16 protein-coding genes and 1 pseudogene are annotated in these 18,432 nt (G+C 68.0%); 9 read left to right on the top strand and 8 right to left on the bottom strand.

All coding sequences use genetic code 11. The features are described from left to right. Positions 1–57 precede the first annotated feature (57 nt). A pseudogene (locus ABIE00_RS03800) lies at positions 58–213 on the top strand (UDP-glucose 6-dehydrogenase); the annotation flags it as partial. Between the two features lie 69 nt (positions 214–282). On the opposite strand, the gene ABIE00_RS03795 reads toward ABIE00_RS03800, so the two are convergent. Further along, positions 283–849 (bottom strand): hypothetical protein, encoded by a 567-nt coding sequence (locus tag ABIE00_RS03795; protein ID WP_354256927.1) that lies wholly within the window; start codon positions 847–849, stop codon positions 283–285. 13 nt (positions 850–862) lie between these two features. Beyond that, a complete protein-coding gene (locus ABIE00_RS03790; protein ID WP_354256924.1) occupies positions 863–2,554 on the bottom strand; it encodes a hypothetical protein in 1,692 nt (563 codons plus the stop codon). A gap of 393 nt (positions 2,555–2,947) precedes the next feature. Between ABIE00_RS03790 and ABIE00_RS03785 the strand changes: the two genes are divergently transcribed. Beyond that, positions 2,948–4,210 (top strand): multicopper oxidase domain-containing protein, encoded by a 1,263-nt coding sequence (locus ABIE00_RS03785; RefSeq protein ID WP_354256921.1) that lies wholly within the window; start codon positions 2,948–2,950, stop codon positions 4,208–4,210. A gap of 128 nt (positions 4,211–4,338) precedes the next feature. Further along, entirely contained in the window at positions 4,339–6,948 is a 2,610-nt protein-coding gene (locus ABIE00_RS03780; protein ID WP_354256918.1) for a bifunctional lysylphosphatidylglycerol flippase/synthetase MprF, read from the top strand. A gap of 6 nt (positions 6,949–6,954) precedes the next feature. Here the strand turns inward: ABIE00_RS03780 and ABIE00_RS03775 are convergent, their stop codons facing one another. Further along, positions 6,955–7,689 (bottom strand): SDR family NAD(P)-dependent oxidoreductase, encoded by a 735-nt coding sequence (locus tag ABIE00_RS03775; protein ID WP_354256915.1) that lies wholly within the window; start codon positions 7,687–7,689, stop codon positions 6,955–6,957. Positions 7,690–8,014: 325 nt separating this feature from the next. Between ABIE00_RS03775 and ABIE00_RS03770 the strand changes: the two genes are divergently transcribed. The 4 genes from ABIE00_RS03770 to ABIE00_RS03755 all read left to right on the top strand — a co-directional run bounded on the left by ABIE00_RS03770 (position 8,015) and on the right by ABIE00_RS03755 (position 12,278). After that, a complete protein-coding gene (locus tag ABIE00_RS03770; RefSeq protein WP_354256912.1) occupies positions 8,015–9,055 on the top strand; it encodes an NAD(P)-dependent alcohol dehydrogenase in 1,041 nt (346 codons plus the stop codon). 112 nt (positions 9,056–9,167) lie between these two features. After that, positions 9,168–10,442 (top strand): MFS transporter, encoded by a 1,275-nt coding sequence (locus ABIE00_RS03765; RefSeq protein WP_502914194.1) that lies wholly within the window; start codon positions 9,168–9,170, stop codon positions 10,440–10,442. A 210-nt stretch (positions 10,443–10,652) separates the two neighbouring features. Further along, positions 10,653–11,696, top strand: coding sequence for a hypothetical protein (locus tag ABIE00_RS03760; RefSeq protein WP_354256908.1), 1,044 nt, complete (start codon positions 10,653–10,655; stop codon positions 11,694–11,696). Positions 11,697–12,107: 411 nt separating this feature from the next. Beyond that, positions 12,108–12,278, top strand: coding sequence for a hypothetical protein (locus ABIE00_RS03755; protein WP_354256905.1), 171 nt, complete (start codon positions 12,108–12,110; stop codon positions 12,276–12,278). Between the two features lie 53 nt (positions 12,279–12,331). Here ABIE00_RS03755 and trxB read toward each other — a convergent pair whose 3' ends face one another. Continuing rightward, positions 12,332–13,294: a thioredoxin-disulfide reductase gene (gene trxB, locus ABIE00_RS03750; RefSeq protein ID WP_354263260.1), complete on the bottom strand. Its 963-nt coding sequence runs from the start codon at positions 13,292–13,294 to the stop codon at positions 12,332–12,334. A gap of 152 nt (positions 13,295–13,446) precedes the next feature. After that, a complete protein-coding gene (locus tag ABIE00_RS03745; RefSeq protein WP_354256901.1) occupies positions 13,447–13,881 on the bottom strand; it encodes an arsenate reductase ArsC in 435 nt (144 codons plus the stop codon). A 239-nt stretch (positions 13,882–14,120) separates the two neighbouring features. Here ABIE00_RS03745 and ABIE00_RS03740 point away from each other — a divergent pair, with 239 nt between their 5' ends. Further along, complete coding sequence (locus tag ABIE00_RS03740; RefSeq protein WP_354256898.1) at positions 14,121–14,768, top strand: GDSL-type esterase/lipase family protein; 648 nt, start codon at positions 14,121–14,123, stop codon at positions 14,766–14,768. 38 nt (positions 14,769–14,806) lie between these two features. Here ABIE00_RS03740 and ABIE00_RS03735 read toward each other — a convergent pair whose 3' ends face one another. Further along, complete coding sequence (locus ABIE00_RS03735; protein WP_354256895.1) at positions 14,807–15,814, bottom strand: LacI family DNA-binding transcriptional regulator; 1,008 nt, start codon at positions 15,812–15,814, stop codon at positions 14,807–14,809. 136 nt (positions 15,815–15,950) lie between these two features. Between ABIE00_RS03735 and ABIE00_RS03730 the strand changes: the two genes are divergently transcribed. Continuing rightward, a complete protein-coding gene (locus ABIE00_RS03730) occupies positions 15,951–17,417 on the top strand; it encodes a sugar porter family MFS transporter (protein ID WP_354256892.1) in 1,467 nt (488 codons plus the stop codon). A gap of 106 nt (positions 17,418–17,523) precedes the next feature. Here the strand turns inward: ABIE00_RS03730 and ABIE00_RS03725 are convergent, their stop codons facing one another. Both ABIE00_RS03725 and ABIE00_RS03720 read right to left on the bottom strand, forming a co-directional pair. Next, positions 17,524–17,934, bottom strand: a complete 411-nt coding sequence (locus ABIE00_RS03725) for a VOC family protein (protein WP_354256890.1) — start codon at positions 17,932–17,934, stop codon at positions 17,524–17,526. Positions 17,935–17,964: 30 nt separating this feature from the next. After that, positions 17,965–18,333: a VOC family protein gene (locus tag ABIE00_RS03720; protein WP_354256887.1), complete on the bottom strand. Its 369-nt coding sequence runs from the start codon at positions 18,331–18,333 to the stop codon at positions 17,965–17,967. Positions 18,334–18,432: the final 99 nt, after the last annotated feature.

Raw genomic sequence — 18,432 nt, 5'->3', positions numbered from 1 at the left:
ACCCATTTCGGGGGTGCCACCACAGGGTTTTCCTAGGCAGGCGCGGAAAGCCTCGAAGCTGCGGTATCCGGGGCCGAGGTGGTGGCCCTCCTCACCGAATGGGACATCTTCCGCCGCGCCGACCCCTCCGCCCTCGGCGCCCTGGTGCAGCGGCGGACCATCGTGGACGGCCGGCACGCGCTGGATGCCGACGCCTACCGCACCGCCGGCTGAGACTACCGCGCCCTCGGTGCTCCGAACAAGCCCTGGAGTTTTTGTCCGGATATTCGTCGCTAAAGTCGATTATCCGGACAAAAACTCCAAGGAGATGGTCAGGTCCGTCTGTGCCGCCGAGTGGTCCCGGTTCCTGGCCACCATCACCACCGAGTACGGCCCCCTCCGCAGCTGGCCGCTGCCCGTCCTGGTGAAGCCGTTCGACTCGTAGAAAGCCTCAGCCGACGCGAGCACCTCGTCCGCGCCGCCCGGGATCGTCAGCAGAATGGTCCACGCTCCGGCTGTGCCGCCCGATCCCTGCAGCCGGCCGGGCGGAACGGGAACGTCCGCCGGCCAGTCCGCGGGCAGGGCCGGCAGCGTGCGGGCGCCTTCTCCGCCCTCGCCGTCACCCCCGTTGCCTCCAGAACCACGACGCCGGCCGCCGGCCTGAACGGAAGCCGCGTCCGTCGTCGTGCCCCCGTTCATAGAGGACGACGGCGGGACAGCTGCCGGCGGCCGGCTCGCCGCCGCCGGCGTAGTTCCCAGGGATGCGGTGACAGGCGGCACTACCTGCGGCGGCTGGCTGCATGCTGCGAGCGCGGCAGCGGCGAGGACCGCCGAAGCGAGTCCCCGCCACAGCACCGACCGGTGGTTCATGAGAGCCGGCCGGTCACCACGGCGACGGCACCAGGGCGGCTGTGTTGCCGGTGCCCTCGCCGTTCACGAGGAACGGCAGGTGCCAGAGGTCGTTCGGCACAATCTGATCGCCCGGCTTCACATTCTCCGGGAAGATGTACTCGAACACGGGTGCAATGTACTGCCCCGGCTGCAGCCCGTTGGCCCGGGTGGGCGCGTTCTTGAAGCACGCGTCCAGGGCGGCCTGGTTGATCGTGGTGGTGGTGACGTTGACCGGCGTCGGCAGGCAGAGGCTGCGCACGCCCACCCGGACGGTCCGGTCCGGCTGGCTCAGCAGCCCGTTCGGCGCCTTGGTGGCCCGCAGGCGTGCCCGCTGCGGCTGGGCCCCGGTGTTCTGGGTGGTGATGCCGCCGGTGGGGCCGCTGATGGGAACACCGTTCTCGCCGGTCATTTCAAACGGCGTGATCCAGCGGTTGCGGACCGAGCCGTCCGGGTTGTGGTCCTCGTAGTAGATGTCGACGGCGGTCTTGACGTCCGTGGTTTCGGCCTCGAGGAAGATGCGGTCCTGGGTTTCCTGCGCTGCCCCGTTGACGCCCGTTGCCAGCGGATCTGCCGTGCCGACGCCGAACTCGCCGATCGCCAGGTAGCTGGGCTGGGTGCCCGGCTGGGTGTAGATGCCCAGGTTGGCCTCGATGGTGTGGGCCGAGATGTAGTCCTCGGTGCCGTGGAAGAGCGTGCCCGAGTAGTCCACGGTGTCCCCCACCTCAAACGGTGCCTGCTGCGACGGGTCCGGGCCCGTCGTCGGAAGTCCGGTGAAGGCCGGCATCACGTACTGCGAGCAGTACTTCTGCCCGGGCGCCGGGGCTGAGAGTTCGCCGCTGGCCGGCAAGGCGACGCCGGCGATGCTGAAGTTGCGGCAGCCCGGGGCGAGCGGCCGGTTCTTCTGCGGGCAGAGCGGATCGTCCTTCACGCCGGGATCCGTGCGCGGGATGCACATCGGGTATCCGGTGGCGGCGTGCACGGTGGGGTTGTCCTGGTCCACGCTGAAGCGGTTGTCGGGCGACTGGCCGTTGCTGAACCGGCCCGTGTCCGCGCCCGCGCTGTCGTGCAGGCCGGCGATTTTGGGGTCGTTCAGCTGCACGGTCACGGTGCCGCCGGCCGCGTTGGCGATCTTCAGGGCGCCGTTGGCGTAATCGATCCCGGTGATTTCGCCGCGGCCGGTGTTCGCCGACTGCTGGGAGACGAAGGCCAGGCCGGCGATGTGCTTCGCGCCGACGATGTTGCCCACGGCCCGCAGCTCCAGGCCGTCGGTGCCCAGCGGTGCGCTGCCGCCGGTGCCGTGGACGAAGTCTGCCCAGCTCAGCGTGTTGGCCGGCATCTGGACGATGAGGCTGCAGGGAATGGTGATGACGACGCCGTTGATGGTTACGCTGCCGCCGAAGTCTGATGGGTCCGCGGTGGGGCAGGCGCTGCCGTCGACGGTGGCGTTGCGGGCGAGGCCGGTGTCGTCGAAGCCGTGCAGCTGGGCTGCGGGGACGGATAAGGGCGGGGTGGGCAGCGTGGGAACCACCCACGGGGAGACGATCCCCTTGGGCGGCTTGGCTGTTCCGCCGCCGCCTCCCTTGGCCAGGGCGGTGCCGACCCCGCCGGTGGCGATCAGGCCGGCGGCGGCGCAGAGAATGGTGAGCTTTCGGATGGTGCCGGGCCGAACATTGCTGGTCCTCATGGCTGGTCCTTTCGGAGGTGCCGTTGTTCCTGGGCGGGACTTTTCCTGGGCGGAAGCGTTCCTGTGCGGGACGTGCAGGAACAGGGTTCCTGTACTCATGAGGGTGCGTTGCGTGCGGTGGTGACAGGCTCGGGTGCGCGGTCCGCGCGTGGTGCGGACCGACGTCGTACGTTCTTCTTTGCCGGGGCAGCAAAGGCAACATTTGGTTGCCGAGGCCAACCATCCACTCCGCCGGTTGGGAAAAGCCTGCGCCGCTTCCCGGGACTTCCCCCAGCTGGGTGGTGGTCCGCCCACCCGACTGAGGCCCCCAAGAATTTCACAAGCGGACGCACCTAGCGTCCTGTCCATCGAGCCGGCCGTTGCGGCAGGCAACCAATTCAGGGGAGGAACGCCATGGAGAACCATGGACTATTCAGGGCGCCACGGTCTCAAACGGTGCCGCCGGCTTGGGTCATCGGAACGATTCTTATGGGGATCCTGGCCGCGCTGGCGCCGCTGTTCTTTGCATCCGGTGCGACCGCCAAGGTCAGCACCGCCGCAACGTACGTCCCGCAGACCCGCACCTACTACATCGCCGCAGACGAGGTGGAGTGGAACTACGCACCCACCGGCAAGAACCAGATCACCGGCGAACCCTTCGACGGGGACGCCTCGGTGTTCACCAAGCAGGGGCCCAACCGGATCGGCAGCACGTACATCAAGTCGCTCTACCAGGCCTACACCGACGCCACGTTCAAGACCCTCAAGCAGCGGACCCCGGCCGAGGAGCACCTGGGCTTCCAGGGCCCGGTGATCCGCGGCGTCGTCGGGGACACGATCAAGGTGGTCTTCAAGAACAACCTGGACCGGCCGGCGTCGGTCCATGTCCACGGCGTGTTCTACGACAAGAGCAGCGAGGGCGCGCCGTACGCGGACGGCACGTCCGGCGCGGCGAAGAACGACGACGGCGTGGCCCCGGGTGCCACGTACACCTACAGCTACGAGGTGCCGGAGCGGGCGGGTCCGGGTCCGATGGACGGCAGCTCCGTGATGTGGATGTACCACTCGCACACGGACGAGGTGGCGGACGACTACTCGGGACTCGTCGGTCCGATGGTGATCACCCGGGCCAGCAATGCCCGAGCTGACGGCACCCCGAACGACGTCGACCGCGAGTTCTTCCTGCAGTTCAAGGTCAGCGACGAGAACGCCAGCCCGTACCTGCAGCGCAACATCGACAAGTTCGCCGGCAAGCCCTCCACCGTGAAGGTGGATGATGAGGAATTCCACGAGAGCAACCTCATGCACTCCATCAACGGCTACGTGTATGGCAACGAACCGCTGGAGGCCCTGACCATGAAGAAGGGCGAGCGCGTGCGCTGGTACCTGATGGGCATGGGCACCGAGGTGGACCTGCACACCCCGCACTGGCACGGCAACACGGTGACCGCTCTCGGCATGCGCACCGACGTGGTGAACCTCCTGCCGGCCAGCATGGTGGTGGCGGACATGGTCCCGGACGACGTGGGAACCTGGCTCTTCCACTGCCACGTCAACGACCACATCAGCGCCGGCATGATCACCCGCTACCGGGTCCTCAACGCCGACGGCACCGAAGGCGCCGTGACCGAGTCCGCCGCTACCGGGTCCACCGCGACGCACACCGCTGGCCACTAGGGTTTCTCCTGGCCCAACTGACTCGCAGTTAATGTCGTTTTGAAGGCTCATAACGACAACAACTGCGAGTCAGTTGGGCCTTCGCGTGTGGAACAATCGAATAGCCCTTTGAAAGGAGCCACTCACCCATGCGGCAGCCGGACCCGGGACGACAGGTACCCTCCGGCTACCGGACACCCGCGGGATGGGCCAGGGTTCTGCGCGGCTCCCCCGCCACCCTCAGCTTTGTTGTCCTTTTCTGGGCCACGGGCTCCCTGTCCGCCGGCATCCCCTCCGGCCTGCCGTTGTTGCCGCACGTTGCGGTGACTTCACGTTCGGTGCCGGACCACTGGTATGCCGTGCTGCTCTCCGCCTTCTGGGAGCGGGACCTTGCCGGGTACCTCGTGGGCACACTCGTGGTGCTTTTGGCCGGGCTCCCGTTGGAACGCCGCTTTGGATCCCGGAAGTTCGCCTCGGCGGCGCTGGCCGGGCACGTGCTGGGGATCGTGGCGACGCTCGGGTTCCTCGCTGTGGCCAGGGGACTGATGGGCAGCTGGATCCGTGACCTGAGCGGGCACTTCTTCCTCGGGCCGAGCGCCCTGGCCTGCGCGGCCGCGATGGCTGCCACGGCTTCTCTTTCCACTCTGTGGCGGCGGCGGATCCGCGTGGTCATCCTGGCCGTGCTGCTGCTGTTCGCGATGTATGCCGGTGGCTTCGAGGACCTGGTCCGGCTCGGCGCCGCCGCGGCAGGAGGGTTACTGGGCCCTGTGCTGCTGGGCCGCCGGCCGCGCTTCGGCAGGCCCGCCGTCTCCCGGCACGAGGCCCGGATTCTGGTGGCGCTGCTCCTGACGGTTGCGGCTATCGGGCCGGTGGTCGCGGGACTGGCACCGCACGCCGTCGGACCTCTTTCCGTGCTCAAATACTTGTTCACGAACATCCAGCCCGTGGACCCCGCGGCGCTGCAGGCGTCCTGCACCCGCCCGGCCGACCTCAGGGACTGCGCCGCCGCCCAGCTCCAACTACGGGCCGGGGCGGGCGGCATTTTCATGGCCATCCTGCCCTCGTTCCTGCTGCTCCTGTTCGCGGACGGGCTGCGGCGTGGCCGGCGGTTCGCCTGGGCCGGCGCGCTGCTGATCCAGGCCTCGCTGTCGCTGCTGGCGGCCGTCACGATTGCCGGGGTGCTCCTGCCGCCGCCGGGTCCTGGTTTGCCGTCACGCGAGGGTGTGGGCGGGATCGAGCTGTCCGGGTATTCGCACCCGCTCAGCCTGGTGCTGCCGATGCTCCTGCCCGTCTTCCTGACGCTGCTCCTGCTGGCCGGCAGGAACCTTTTCCCGGTACGGGCACCCCGCGGAACGTACTTGCGGCTGGTGCGCCGGGTTCTGAATGCCTTTATTCTGCTGAGCGTTGTGTATGTGGGCCTGGGCCTCCTGCTGGCCACCGGATTCACGCCCGCGCCCGGGCTGGTCCAGCTGCTGGCGGACGTCCCGGACAGGTTCCTTCCCCTCGGTTTCCTGGTGGACCGCTCACCGGCGTTTTTCCCCGAAAGCACCGCCGCCGTCGTGCTTTACGAAAGCATCGGCGTTGTGTTCTGGGCGTGGACCGGAGCACTGCTGCTCAGGACGTTCCTGCGTCCGGCCCACGGCCGGCACAGCGCGGACGAGGAGCGGGCGCGGAGGATCCTGAAGTCGCACGGCGGCGGCTCGCTCTCCTGGATGACCACGTGGGACGGGAACAGCTACTGGTTCTCCGGCTCGAGCTTCATCGCGTACCGGGTGCGCAGCGGGGTGGCCGTGGCGCTCGGGCCCCCCGTGGGTCCGCGCTCCGAGCGGGAGGAGGCGTTCACCGGATTCGCCCGGCATTGCAGGTTCAGCGGATGGACGCCGTGCTTCTACTTCGTGTCCGAGGAGCTGCGGGGCCTGGCCGGTTCCCTGGGCTGGGGCTCGGTGCAGGTGGCGCAGGAAACCGTGCTGCGGCTGGACGAGGTGTCCTTCCGGGGCAAGAAATTCCAGGATATCCGCACCGCGCTGAACCGGGCCGTCAAGGCGGGAATCCGCGCCGAATGGACCACGTTTGCGCGGGCGCCTCTTGCTGTCCAGGCGCAGATCGAGGCGATTTCAGAGGAGTGGGTGGCGGATAAGAAGGTCCCGGAGATGGGCTTCACGCTGGGCAGCCTGGATGAGCTGGACGACCCCGAGGTCCGCTGCCTGCTGGCGATCGACGCCGACCACACCGTCCACGCCGTGGCGTCGTGGCTGCCCGTCTACCGTAACGGATACGTGGTGGGCTGGACGCTGGACTTCATGCGGCGGCGCGGCGACGGCTTCCGCGCGAGCATCGACTTCCTCATCGCGTCTGCCGCGCTGAGCCTGCAGGACGAGGGGTGCGAGTTCATGAGCCTGTCCGGGGCGCCGCTGGCGCGGGTGCCTTCCGCTTCGGTTGCTGGCAGGGGTCCGGCTGGCCGTTCCGCTGCCGGGTCCGTTGGCGGCCATGCCGGGGGAACCGTCTCCGGGCCCGACGCGAGCGGCGGCCTGGACCGGATGCTCGACTGGCTCGGCGCCGCACTCGAACCGGTGTATGGGTTCCGGTCCCTGCTGGCGTTCAAGGCGAAGTTCAAGCCGGACTATGAGCCCATGTACCTGCTCTTTCCGGACGCGGCTGCCCTGCCCGCGATCGCCAACGCCATCACCCGCGCGTACCTGCCCTCGATCAACCTGGGCCAGGGCCTGACGCTGGTGCGCGGCCTCCTCACCCGCCGCTGACCGGGGCTACGGAAGCGCGACGCCCGTGTACCGCTCCAGCGCTTCGAGCAGTTCTGCCTGGAACGCCGCATCGTTCACGGCCTCATGCGGCTCGCGGCGCTGCTGGTGGAACCAATAGCCGCCGGACACGCGGTCCCCCGCAGAATCTCGGGTGGCGAGCCATACCTGCGTGACGTGCCCCAGCTCCAGGTCGTCGGGTGCGCTGCGCCCGCCCATCCGCGTGGGAACCCAGCCGGGGTCCACCGCGTTGCTTTCGGTGTCCGGCCAGCGGCTGGCCACCACGGCCGAGAGCGTCGTGACGTACAGCTTGCTGTCCGAGTAGGCCGCTGGCCGCCGCGCCGCGTTCCTCCAGTCGATTCCCCGCAGGTCAGGCGTGCCCCACCGGTGCATGCCGCTGCTGATGTACACCACGCGGCGCGGCCGGGCCATGAGCGCGGTCAGCACGTACGGCGCCACCGTGTTCACCGAAAAGATCTCATTGCCGCTGTACACCCCGGCGTTATGGATGACGGCATCGTACGGGCCGTACTGGGCTGCCTGTTCCGCCACCCGCACCGTCTCTGCGAGGCCGGCCAGATCACCGACGACGGTTCCGACGGCCTGGTCCCGGACCGCGCCGGCATCCGCGAAACGCGACTCATGACGTGCGTGCAGCACCACGTCGTGGCCCTGCTGAATCAGCGCCCTGGCAGCATTCAGGCCGAGTCCGCCGGCAGAACCGGTGATGAATATTCTCGCCACTCCGGTTGCTCCATTCCCTGCTTGTTGACCGGGACCATAAGGCCTGCTCCCACAGTAAAGGCGACACTCCGGCGCGTGACAGGCACTGACAGGGACTCCCACGTTTCACGGCAGTGTCCCTAGGGTAGATATCAACAAGTCCCCTCCCCGCGCGCCGGCAAATTGAAATTGCCGCGCGAAACAGGGAAGAGACTTGGGGGTTCCTGTGGTTACCCCTTACAGCAGGGTCTGCCTCACGCCACCGCGATGGGGTTCAGTAGATGAAGAGACGGCCGAACCCTTTCATCTGCGGCCCGTTCCACCCACACCGACACCTAGGAGAACCATGCCTACCGTCAACGCCTACGCCGCGCCCTCCGCTTCCGAAGACCTCATCCCCACCACCATCGAACGCCGCGACGTCGGCCCGCACGACGTTCTCATCGAAATCAAGTACGCCGGCATCTGCCACTCCGACATCCACACCGTCCGCGGCGACTGGGGCCCGCAGCAGTACCCGCTCGCACCCGGCCACGAGATCGCCGGCATCGTCACCGAGGTGGGCTCCGAGGTGACCCGCCACAAGGTCGGCGACCGGGTGGGCGTCGGCTGCATGGTCAACTCCTGCAAGGAGTGCGCCAACTGCCTCGCCGGCGAGGAGCAGTACTGCCTGAAGGGAATGGTCGGCACGTACGGCGCCGTCGACCGCGACGGCACCATCACCCAGGGCGGCTACTCCACCCACGTGGTGGTGGTCGAGGACTTCGTCGTCACCATTCCGGAGGGCATCGAGCTCGACGTCGCCGCTCCCCTTTTGTGCGCGGGCATCACCACCTTTTCCCCGCTGAAGCGCTGGGGTGCCGGCCCCGGCAAGAAGGTCGCCATCGTCGGGCTCGGCGGACTGGGCCACATGGCCGTCAAGCTCGCCCACGCCCTGGGCGCCGAGGTCACCGTCCTGTCCCAGTCGCTCAAGAAGCAGGAAGACGGACTGCGCCTCGGCGCGGACCACTACTACGCCACGAGCGACGCCGGCACGTTCGAAGCCCTCGCCGGCAGCTTCGACCTGATCATCAACACTGTCAGCGCCTCGATCGACATCAGCTCCTACCTGCAGCTGCTGTCCCTCGACGGCGCGCTGGTCAACGTCGGCGCCCCGGCCGAGCCGCTCCCGGTCAACGCGTTCGCGCTCATCGGCGGACGACGTTCCTTCGCCGGTTCCATGATCGGCGGCATCCGCGAAACCCAGGAGATGCTCGACTTCTGCGCCGAGCACGGCATCGGCGCCGAGATCGAGGTCATCCCCGCCGAGAAGATCAACGAAGCCTACGAGCGCGTCCTCGCCTCGGACGTGCGCTACCGCTTCGTGATTGACACCGCCACCCTCTAAGGCGGTTAACGCCCGACGGCGGGCCGGTCCCTTAAGGGGCCGGCCCGCCGTCGGCCATTCCAGCCGGGCAGGCGGACAGGCGACACCCATTACGAAACTTTCAGGAAGATACGTGACCCAAGAATTCTCCGCCCCCGGAACCCCGACGCAGGCCCCACGGGCCCAGTCCGCCGTCCCCTCCGATCTGCCGGCCCGCAGCGCCGGGATCCCGCGGGGAGGCCTGCTCATCCTGGCCATGGCCGGGTTCACCGCCGTCACCACCGAGCTCCTGCCGTCGGGGCTGCTGCCGCAGATCAGCCGCGACCTGGGCGTGGTGGAATCAGCCGTCGGCTCGCTGACCGCCGCCTACGCCGCCGTCATTGTGATCACGGCGCTGCCCCTGTCGAGGCTGCTCGGCGGCCGGATGCCGCGCAAGACCCTGCTGATCGCCACCGTGCTTGCCTTCGCGCTGAGCAACGTGCTGTTGGCCGCCAGCCCCACCCTGGGCCTGGCGGTTGCCGCCCGGCTCCTCGGCGGCGTGGCCCACGGCCTCCTCTGGTCCAGCATGGCCCCGTACGTTGCGAGGATCGTGCCGGCCCATTCTGTGGGCAAGGCGATGGCGATCGTGTTCAGCGGCAACAGCATCGCCCTGGCCGTCGGCGCCCCGCTCGGCACCATGATGGGGTCCGTGCTGTCCTGGCGCACATCCTTCCTTGTCCTGGCCGGGATCGCCGCGCTCCTCGCACTGCTGGCCATCCGTTTGCTGCCCCCGGCGTCCGACGCCGGCCGGGACGCGGCGCCGTCGCTGCGGGCTGCCATGGCGCTGCCCGGGGTCATTGCCGTCGCCACCGCCTGGCCGCTGCTGCTCCTGGGCCACTTCGCCCTGTTCACCTACATCGCCCCGTTCCTCCTCGCCGCGGGCCTGCCGGATAACGCCACCGGCATCTCGCTGTCCGTCATCGGCGTCGCCAGCCTGGTGGGCATCTGGATCGCCGGCCTCACGGCGGACGCCCGGCCGCGGGGCTCCATCCTGGCCGGCGTGGCACTGCTCCTGGCCAGCTTCGCCCTGCTGCCCGCGCTCGGCGGTACGTGGACCGGAAGCCTGGCCCTCCTGACCCTCTGGGGCATCACCTTCGGCGCCACCGGCATCTACAACCAGGCCGCAATCCTTCGCGCGGGCGGCGAGCACAAGGACGCTGCCAACGGGCTGGCCGTGGTGACCATCCAGCTGGGCATCGCCGTCGGTGCCGCCTATGGTGCGCTGGCCCTCAACGCGGTCGGCGCGCTGTTCGTGCCGCTTGCCGCGGCTGTTCCCCTGGCCGTGGCGCTTGTCATCATCTTCGCCAGCCGCCACCGCGGGTACCCGGCCGGTCCCCGCGAGGTTCGGCTCTCCCGTTCACCCAAGTAACTCGCAGTTGTTGTCGTTTTGAGGGCTGAAAACGACAACAACTGCGAGTCAGTTGGGCGCCCGGGACCCGGGACCCAGGCCCGGGGGTGCAGAGCTGGGGCTGAGTCTTGCGCTGAACCTGCGGCTACATTGCCTTCTTCTTGAGTCTGCGCCTGCATCATCCTTCAACAGGATTAGATGGCGCGAACACCGGAACGACGAGGAGGTCCGATGGAGTTGGTGCGGAAGCTGAACAAGGCAGCGGAGACGGAAGCGGTGGGCGCTTTCTGGCGCTGGTGGTCAGTGGCGGGAGCCGGCCTCATCACGGCAGCCGTCATGACCGGCGTCTACGGCGATCTCCCGGAAATGATCGGCGCCATGGTGATGGCGATCCACCCCGAGCTGCGCTGGGAGACCGGGCCCGGCTCCCGTTCACGGCACCGGCTCTGCGTCTCCGGCGGCGGGGATCCCCGGCTGCGGGTCCTGGCCGAACGGTGGCGGCGGGCTGCTCCCCCACCCACTGAGACCTGGGAATTCGCCGCGGCAAGGCAGGCCCAGCCGGACGTACTGACCGGCACCCTCGAAGGCCTGGGCGGGGAGGTGGACCTGGGGCTGGCCCGGATCGCAGTGGACTGGGACGACCGAAGCGCTTTGGCAGAACTCACCGTTTTCCACCCGGCGTTCAAGGATATGGGCACGAACGACTGCCGCCACGCGGCGCGTCTGCTGGTGGATTGGCTCCTCGGCGAAGACGGTGTCCAACGCTGGGTCGGCGCCATCCACGTGACCCGGACCGATCCCCGGGACAGCCAGCCCGCCGCCGTCGTTCCCGAATTCTTCCAGGCGGTGGCAACCCGAAACCCGGCCCCCCGCTGGACGATGCGGGAGGCCAAGACTTCCTCGGGGCACCGGGTGATCGTCTGCGCCCTGCGGCCCCTGCGATGGGTCGACCACCCGCTGCTGGACCTGCACACCTCTGTCCGGATCAGCTACCGGCGGACCGGGAGTGACGGACTGCCGGACGATGGATTGCCTGACGGGGAGGCGCTGATGGGACTGCTCCATCTCGAAAAGGACCTGGAGACGGCGCTCGGACCCCGCGGCACTGTCGTGGCATCGGAAACGTCCAGCGGACTCCGCGTGCTGCACTGCTACAGCGATTCCGAGGACCAGAACGGACGGGACAGCTTCGACCGTTTTGCCCGGACGCGGAACAACGTGGAGGTGGCCCACACGTACGATCCAGGCTGGGGGCGGGTGCGGAAGTTTGTCTAGACCGGGTGGCGCTGCCCGCATTAGCCGCGCGGGCGCATGGTGGGGGCGGCAGCCGGATCCGGCGGACTGGGGGGAATGCTGGCGGGTCCGGCTGCCATGCCCGCCGTCGGATAGGCGCTGTCCGCCGTCGGGACCCCCTGATTCTGTACGCACGGACTTGGGAAAAGCTGGTCCCCGCCACCGAACCGTTGCCTTACTGTTGCCCCAGGCCACCAGCTTGGGGGTGTGCAGTTTTTGCTAGCCAAGCGCCAACTCCCACTTCTTTTTGGATCGAGCGAGGATGATAATTAAGTCGACCACCGGGGCTGGGCCGGCGGCGGTGCCGCCTGTCTGAGACCAGGGCGGCCCCCCCAGCCGCCGCCGTCCCTTAAATGGCTCGACATGCCTGAAACCGCGTCCTATCGTGGGGGCATGAGCGATGTTCCCTCCGACGATGCTCCCGTTCCGGACAGCGACAAAAGCACTCCGGATCTGCTGGCCGACGCGTTTTCCCCCGTCATTGCCCCCGAATCCACGGACGAGGAGCGCCTCAAGGAGCCAACGGAAAACCAGCCACCAAACGAGGCCGAACCGGGGCACTGATCAGCGGGCACTGATCAGCGAGGCTGCGAACCGGCTGGCGGCGGCGGTACCGCTCAGGCGTGTGTGGGCTCCTCGACCAGCGCCGTAGCGATGCTGTCCGCGTCCTCCAGCGCGGCCAGGTAGCGCTCGGCGTCGAGGGCCGCGGCGCATCCGGTGCCGGCGGCGGTGATCGCCTGGCGGTAGCGGTGGTCCACGGCGTCCCCGCATGCGAACACGCCACTCAGATTGGTGCAGGTGGTGGGCGAATCCACCTTGATGTACCCCTCGCCGTCGAGCTCCACCTGCCCGGCCACCAGCTCGGTGCGCGGCACGTGCCCGATCGCCACGAACAGCCCGGTGGCTGGTTGCTTCCGGGTTTCGCCCGTGCGGGTGTCGGTCAGGGTGACGCCACTGACCTTGCCGTTGCCGTGGATCGCGGTGACGGCCGAGTTCCACGCGAATGCGATCTTCGGGTTGTCCTTGGCCCGCTGCGCCATGATGCGGGAGGCGCGCAGCTCGCCCTTGCGGACGACGACGGTCACGGACTTCCCGAAGCGGGTCAGGAACGTGGCCTCCTCCATCGCGGAATCACCGCCGCCCACCACGATGATGTCCTGGTCGCGGAAGAAGAACCCGTCGCAGGTGGCGCACCAGGAGACGCCGTGGCCGCTGAACTGTTTCTCCTCCGCCAGCCCGAGCTCCTTGTACGCCGAGCCGGTGGCCAGGATGACCGCCGGGGCCTCGTAGGTCTCGCCGCCGCCGGTGACCACACGCTTGAGGTGACCTTTGAGCTGAACGGACGTGGCGTCGTCGAACACCACCTGCGCACCGAACTTCTCCGCCTGCTGCTGCAGGCCGTCCATTAGCTCCGGGCCCTGGACACCCTCCGGGAAACCGGGGAAGTTCTCCACCTCGGTGGTGTTCATCAGCGCGCCGCCGGCCGTGACCGATCCCGCCAGGACCAGCGGTTTCAGGCCGGCCCGGGCGGCATAGATCGCGGCGGTGTAGCCGGCAGGCCCGGAGCCGACGATGATCAGCTGTTCGCTGGTGACCTTTGCACTGCTGGTTTCGGTGGTGCCGGCGTCCCCTGTGCTGGCGTCCCCTGTGCCGGCGTCCTCGGACTTGGCGTTCTTACTCACTGCTGGCTCCTTCTCTTCAGGCTTTTCTTCGGGCTTGTTTCCGGAAACTGTCACTGGGCGTCGGCGTGCCGGGCGGGCAGCAGTTCGGTGACCAGGGCCTCGACGCGCGTCCGGATTTCGTCGCGGATCGGGCGGACCGACTCGATGCCCTTGCCCGCGGGATCGGCGAGCTCCCAGTCTTCGTAGCGCTTGCCGGGGAACACCGGGCACTCGTCGCCGCAGCCCATGGTGATCACGACGTCGGCTTCCTGGACGGCATCGGTGGTGAGCTCCTTGGGGACCTCGCCGGAGATATCAATGCCGACGTCGGCCATGGCCTCGACGACGGACGGGCTCACCTCGTGCGACGGCTGGGTGCCGGCGGACCGGACCTCAATGGCTCCCCGGGCCAGGCTGGCGAGGAACCCGGCAGCCATCTGGGAGCGGCCGGCGTTGTGCACGCAGACGAAGAGGACGGAGGGCTTTTTGGCGGGGTCGGCGGTCATGGCGGTCTCCTGGGCTTGGCGGTCGGAGCACGGTGTCGCCGGAGGAAGCGGTGCGCGCCCACAGACCTGCGTACTCAAGTGCAACAAAGAGCGGGCAGTTTCATCAAGAGGCATTGCGTCCTGCAGGCAGGGCACGATGCACAGGCTGCACCTCGAAGACGTGGTGGAGGCGGTAAGGATCGAGCGCTGAGCCGGTCCCTGCCCTCGTCAGCACCTCGCCTTTCGTGGGACGATGCGGCATGGACACCAGCACGGCGGGCCACATTGTCCTGCTCGGGGACTCGATTTTCGATAACAAGGCGTACGTCGACGGCGGGCCCGACGTCGCCCAGCAGTTGCGTGATGCGCTGCCGCCCGGCTGGAAGGCAACGCTGCTGGCGCTGGACGGCGACCTCATCGCCGGGGTCAACCGCCAATTGGGTGCCCTTCCCGACGACGCCACCCACCTCGTGGTCAGCGCCGGCGGCAACGATGCGCTCGGGTTTGCCCACCTGCTCGAAGCGCCCGCACGATCCGTGGCGGAGTCGGTGACCATGTTCGCCGATGCCCAGGACCGGTTCGCCGCCGACTATGAGCTGATGGCCACGGCCCTTTCAGCGGCCGGGCTGCCCGCAGCGGTCTGCACCATCTACGACACACCCTCCGCCGGGCCTTTCTACCGGATCATCCGGACCGCCCTCACGGTTTTCAACGACTGCGTCACCAGGGCGGCGTTTTCCCGCGGCCTCAGCGTGCTCGACCTCCGGATCATCTGCACCGAGGACGGCGACTACGCGAATGCGCTGGAACCTTCCGTGCAGGGCGGGGCCAAGATCGCCGGAGCCATCGCCGCGCTGCTGGACCCGGGGCGCCAGGTGCCGAGGTCCACCGTCATCGGCGGCAGCTGACCCGTCCCGGGGCAACCCCAACCGACGGAGGCAGGGAGTTAGCGGAGCGGGGCCGTTGATGCGCGGACCACCAACTGCGGCGTGATGCACCTGTCCGCAATGGGGGCGCCGGGGTCTTCGAGCCGCTCCAGCGCCACGGTTCCGGCAATCTTCCCGAGCTCCACAGCGTGAAGGTCCACGGAGGTCAGGTCGATGCCGTGGAGCCGGGCTGTCCGCGAATCGTCGTAGCCCACCAGCGACAGGTCCCCGGGAATCGTCAGGCCCATCGCGTAGGCGGCTTCCCGCACACCCAGCGCGAACTGGTCATTGTGCGTGAAAACGGCCGTCGGACGGTCCGGCCCGGCCAGCAGCTCCGCCGCCACACGTTCCGCGGCGTCCTGGGTAAAATCATCGGCCGCCACGGTCTGCGGGGCCAGGCCCGCGGCCCGCATCATCCGCTCGTAGGTTTCGCGGCGGACGGTATGCCCGTCAATACGCGGCCCGGCCAGATGCGCGATCCGCGTATGCCCCAGCCCAAGAAGATGCTCGACGGCGGCCCGCGCACCCGCTCGGTCGTCCGGATACACGCTGTCCACGCCCTCCACCCGGCGCGTCACGCTGACCACCGGAACCAGCTGCGCCAGCTCCCGCACCCTCTCGTCGGGGTCCAGCAGCGCCGCGGCGATGATGATCCCCACCCGTGCCTCGATCAGCGAGTCAACGGCCCCCTGGTCCTCGCCGCCGACCGAGCGGGAGACGCTGAGGATGAGCCGGTTGCGCGCCTGCGGCAGCGCCAGGCTCACGCCGTTGAGAACATCGGAAAAGACCTCGTTCCGGAGGTCCAGAAGGTAAAGCCCGACGGCGGTGCGCTGCTTGCTTGCCAGGGCGGCGGCTGCCGCGTTCTGCCGGTACCCCAGACGCTTGGCGGCGTCGAAAATCGCCTGTTTGGTCTCGTCGCTCACGCCCGCAGCACCACGGAAGGCGAAGGACACGAGCGTCCGGGAAACGCCGACTTCGCGAGCAACATCGGCCTGCGTGGCCGGGCGATGCTGGCGCTGAATCGTCATACCGCCATCCTCCCACGAGGGGAAACAGCAGGCACGGGGATATTTGTAAGTTTGACCTTACATTTAAGCCTTTCGCGCGTTAGTCTAGATGTGACCGCGGGCACAGGCCCCGCAAACTTGAGACAAAGGAGTCCTTATGTCTGCTACCCAAGCCCAGCGCGACGGCGCGCATACGCCCTCGCTGCCGCCGCTCACGAACGGCCCGCACCGCAAGCGCCTCGGCATGGTCGCCATGGTGGCAACCTTCGGCGGCCTGCTGTTCGGCTATGACACGGGTGTCATCAACGGCGCACTCCGGCCAATGACCGCCGATCTCGGCCTCACCCCGATCACCGAGGGCATCGTCACCAGCTCCCTGCTGTTCGGCGCCGCGGCCGGTGCCGTCGGCGGCGGCCGGCTCTCCGACACCTGGGGCCGCCGGAAGACGATCATCCTGCTCGCCGTCCTGTTCCTCGTCGGCGCCCTGTCCTGCGTGTTCGCGCCGAACTTCGAGGTCATGGTGGTCGGCCGCGTGATCCTCGGCCTCGCCGTCGGCGGCGCCTCCTCCGTGGTCCCCGTGTACCTCGCAGAACTCGCTCCCTACGAGATCCGCGGCTCGCTTGCCGGCCGCAACGAACTCATGATCGTCATCGGCCAGCTCGCCGCATTCGTGGTCAACGCCATCATCGGCAACCTCTGGGGCGAGTTCGGCGGCGTCTGGCGCCTCATGCTCGCTGTTGCCGCGGTACCGGCCGTGGCACTGTTCCTCGGCATGCTCCGCATGCCGGAGTCCCCGCGCTGGCTCATCTCCCGGGGCCGCACCCAGGAAGCCCTGTCCGTACTCAAGACCATCCGCTCATCCGACCGCGCTGAAGCGGAGATGGCAGACGTCAAGCACCTTGCCGACGAGGAAAAGGAAATGAAGCTGTCCGGCTGGGGCGCCCTGAAGAACAAGTGGATCCTGCGCATCCTGCTCGTCGGCATCGGACTGGGCGTGGCGCAGCAGCTGACCGGCATCAACTCGATCATGTACTACGGCCAGTCCGTGCTGGTTGAGGCCGGCTTCAGCTCCAGCGGCGCCCTCATCGCCAACATCGCCCCCGGCGTCATCGCCGTCGTCGGTGGCGTCATTGCGCTCACCATGATGCAGCGCGTCAACCGCCGCACCACCCTGCTCCTCGGCTTCACGCTGACCACCATCTGCCACTTCCTGATCGGCATCGCCTCCATCGCCCTTCCCGTCGGCAACCCGGCACGGCCCTTTGTGATCCTCTTCCTGGTGGTTGCCTTCGTCGGCTCCATGCAGACGTTCCTCAACATCGCCGTCTGGGTGATGCTCTCGGAAATCTTCCCGCTGCACATCCGCGGCTTCGCGATCGGCGTCTCCATCTTCTGCCTCTGGATCGCCAACGCCTTCCTGGGCCTGTTCTTCCCGACCCTCGTGGCATCGGTGGGCATCACCGGAACGTTCTTCATGTTCGGTGTGGTGGGCATCCTGGCCCTGATCTTCATCTACACCCAGGTCCCGGAAACCCGCGGCCGCACCCTCGAGGCACTCGAGGAGGACGTCACCACCGGCGCCATCTACCTGGTCCACAAGACTCCGGCGACGGCAGCCCACTAACAGCTCCTTGCTTCGGCGCTATGGCCCGCCCGGAGCCTCCAGCCGCACAGCCCCGTCCGCTGGATTCACCCGAATCCAGCGGACGAGGCTTCGGCGCTATCGGCGCTTACGCATCTGCAGGCTGGAACAGCTCGACGACGTTGCCAGCCGGATCCTCCAGCAGGATCTGCTGGCCGCCCGGTCCCTTCACAATCTCGTTCCGGAAAGGAACGCCCGCGGACCGCAGCCTGTCCACCTCGGCTGCGATGTCCGCCACGATGAGATGGATCCGGTTCCATCCGCCCGGCGCCGGGACTGCGCCGTCGGGCATTGGCCTGCCCGCCGAGCTGGTGGGCCCGCTGAGCAGCAGGCGTAACTGGCCGCGCACGACGTCGGCAAACGCCGGTGCCGCGTTCATTCTTACGGTGAAGCCGAGGTGCTTCGTGTAGAACCCGACGGCGGCCTCGACGTCGTCCACCATGTACCGGACGCTGACAAAGTCCTTAACGCTGACCAGATCCTCAGGGTTATTGGACATTTCCCTTCTCCTCCATAGATGACATCCGGGTCAGACGTGCTGATCCACGATGACGGGGTTGCCGTCGGGGTCCACCACGATGAAGCTGCCCGGCCCCGCACCGCCGCCGGTTTCAGCAACGAAGGGGATGCCCCGGTCCTTCAGCTGGCGCTGGAGGTCCCGCACGTCGGTAAACGAGTCGAGCTGCTGCGCGTCCTGGTTCCAGCCTGGGTTGAAGGTCAGGGAGTTCTTCTCGAACATGCCCTGGAAGAGGCCGATCACCGTCTGCCCGTTCCGCAGGATCAGCCAGTTCTGGCCGATGTCGCCGCCGGACCTGGTGAATCCCAGCTTCTCGTAGAAAGCCGCGGAGGCCGCGATGTCCTTGACAGCGAGGCTGAGTGAGAAAGCGCCGAGTTGCATGTGCCGCTCCAGTCTCCGGAACTCTCCGGGCTCTGAATGTTTCCGATGGTACTCGCGAACCGGGTGATCCGTCCCAGTCGCTCCGGTGACACCGGGACC

The sequence above is a fragment of the Arthrobacter sp. OAP107 genome, assembly GCF_040546765.1.
In the GTDB taxonomy this organism is placed as follows: Bacteria; Actinomycetota; Actinomycetes; order Actinomycetales; family Micrococcaceae; genus Arthrobacter.
This window is presented reverse-complemented; position numbering and strand designations above follow the sequence as displayed.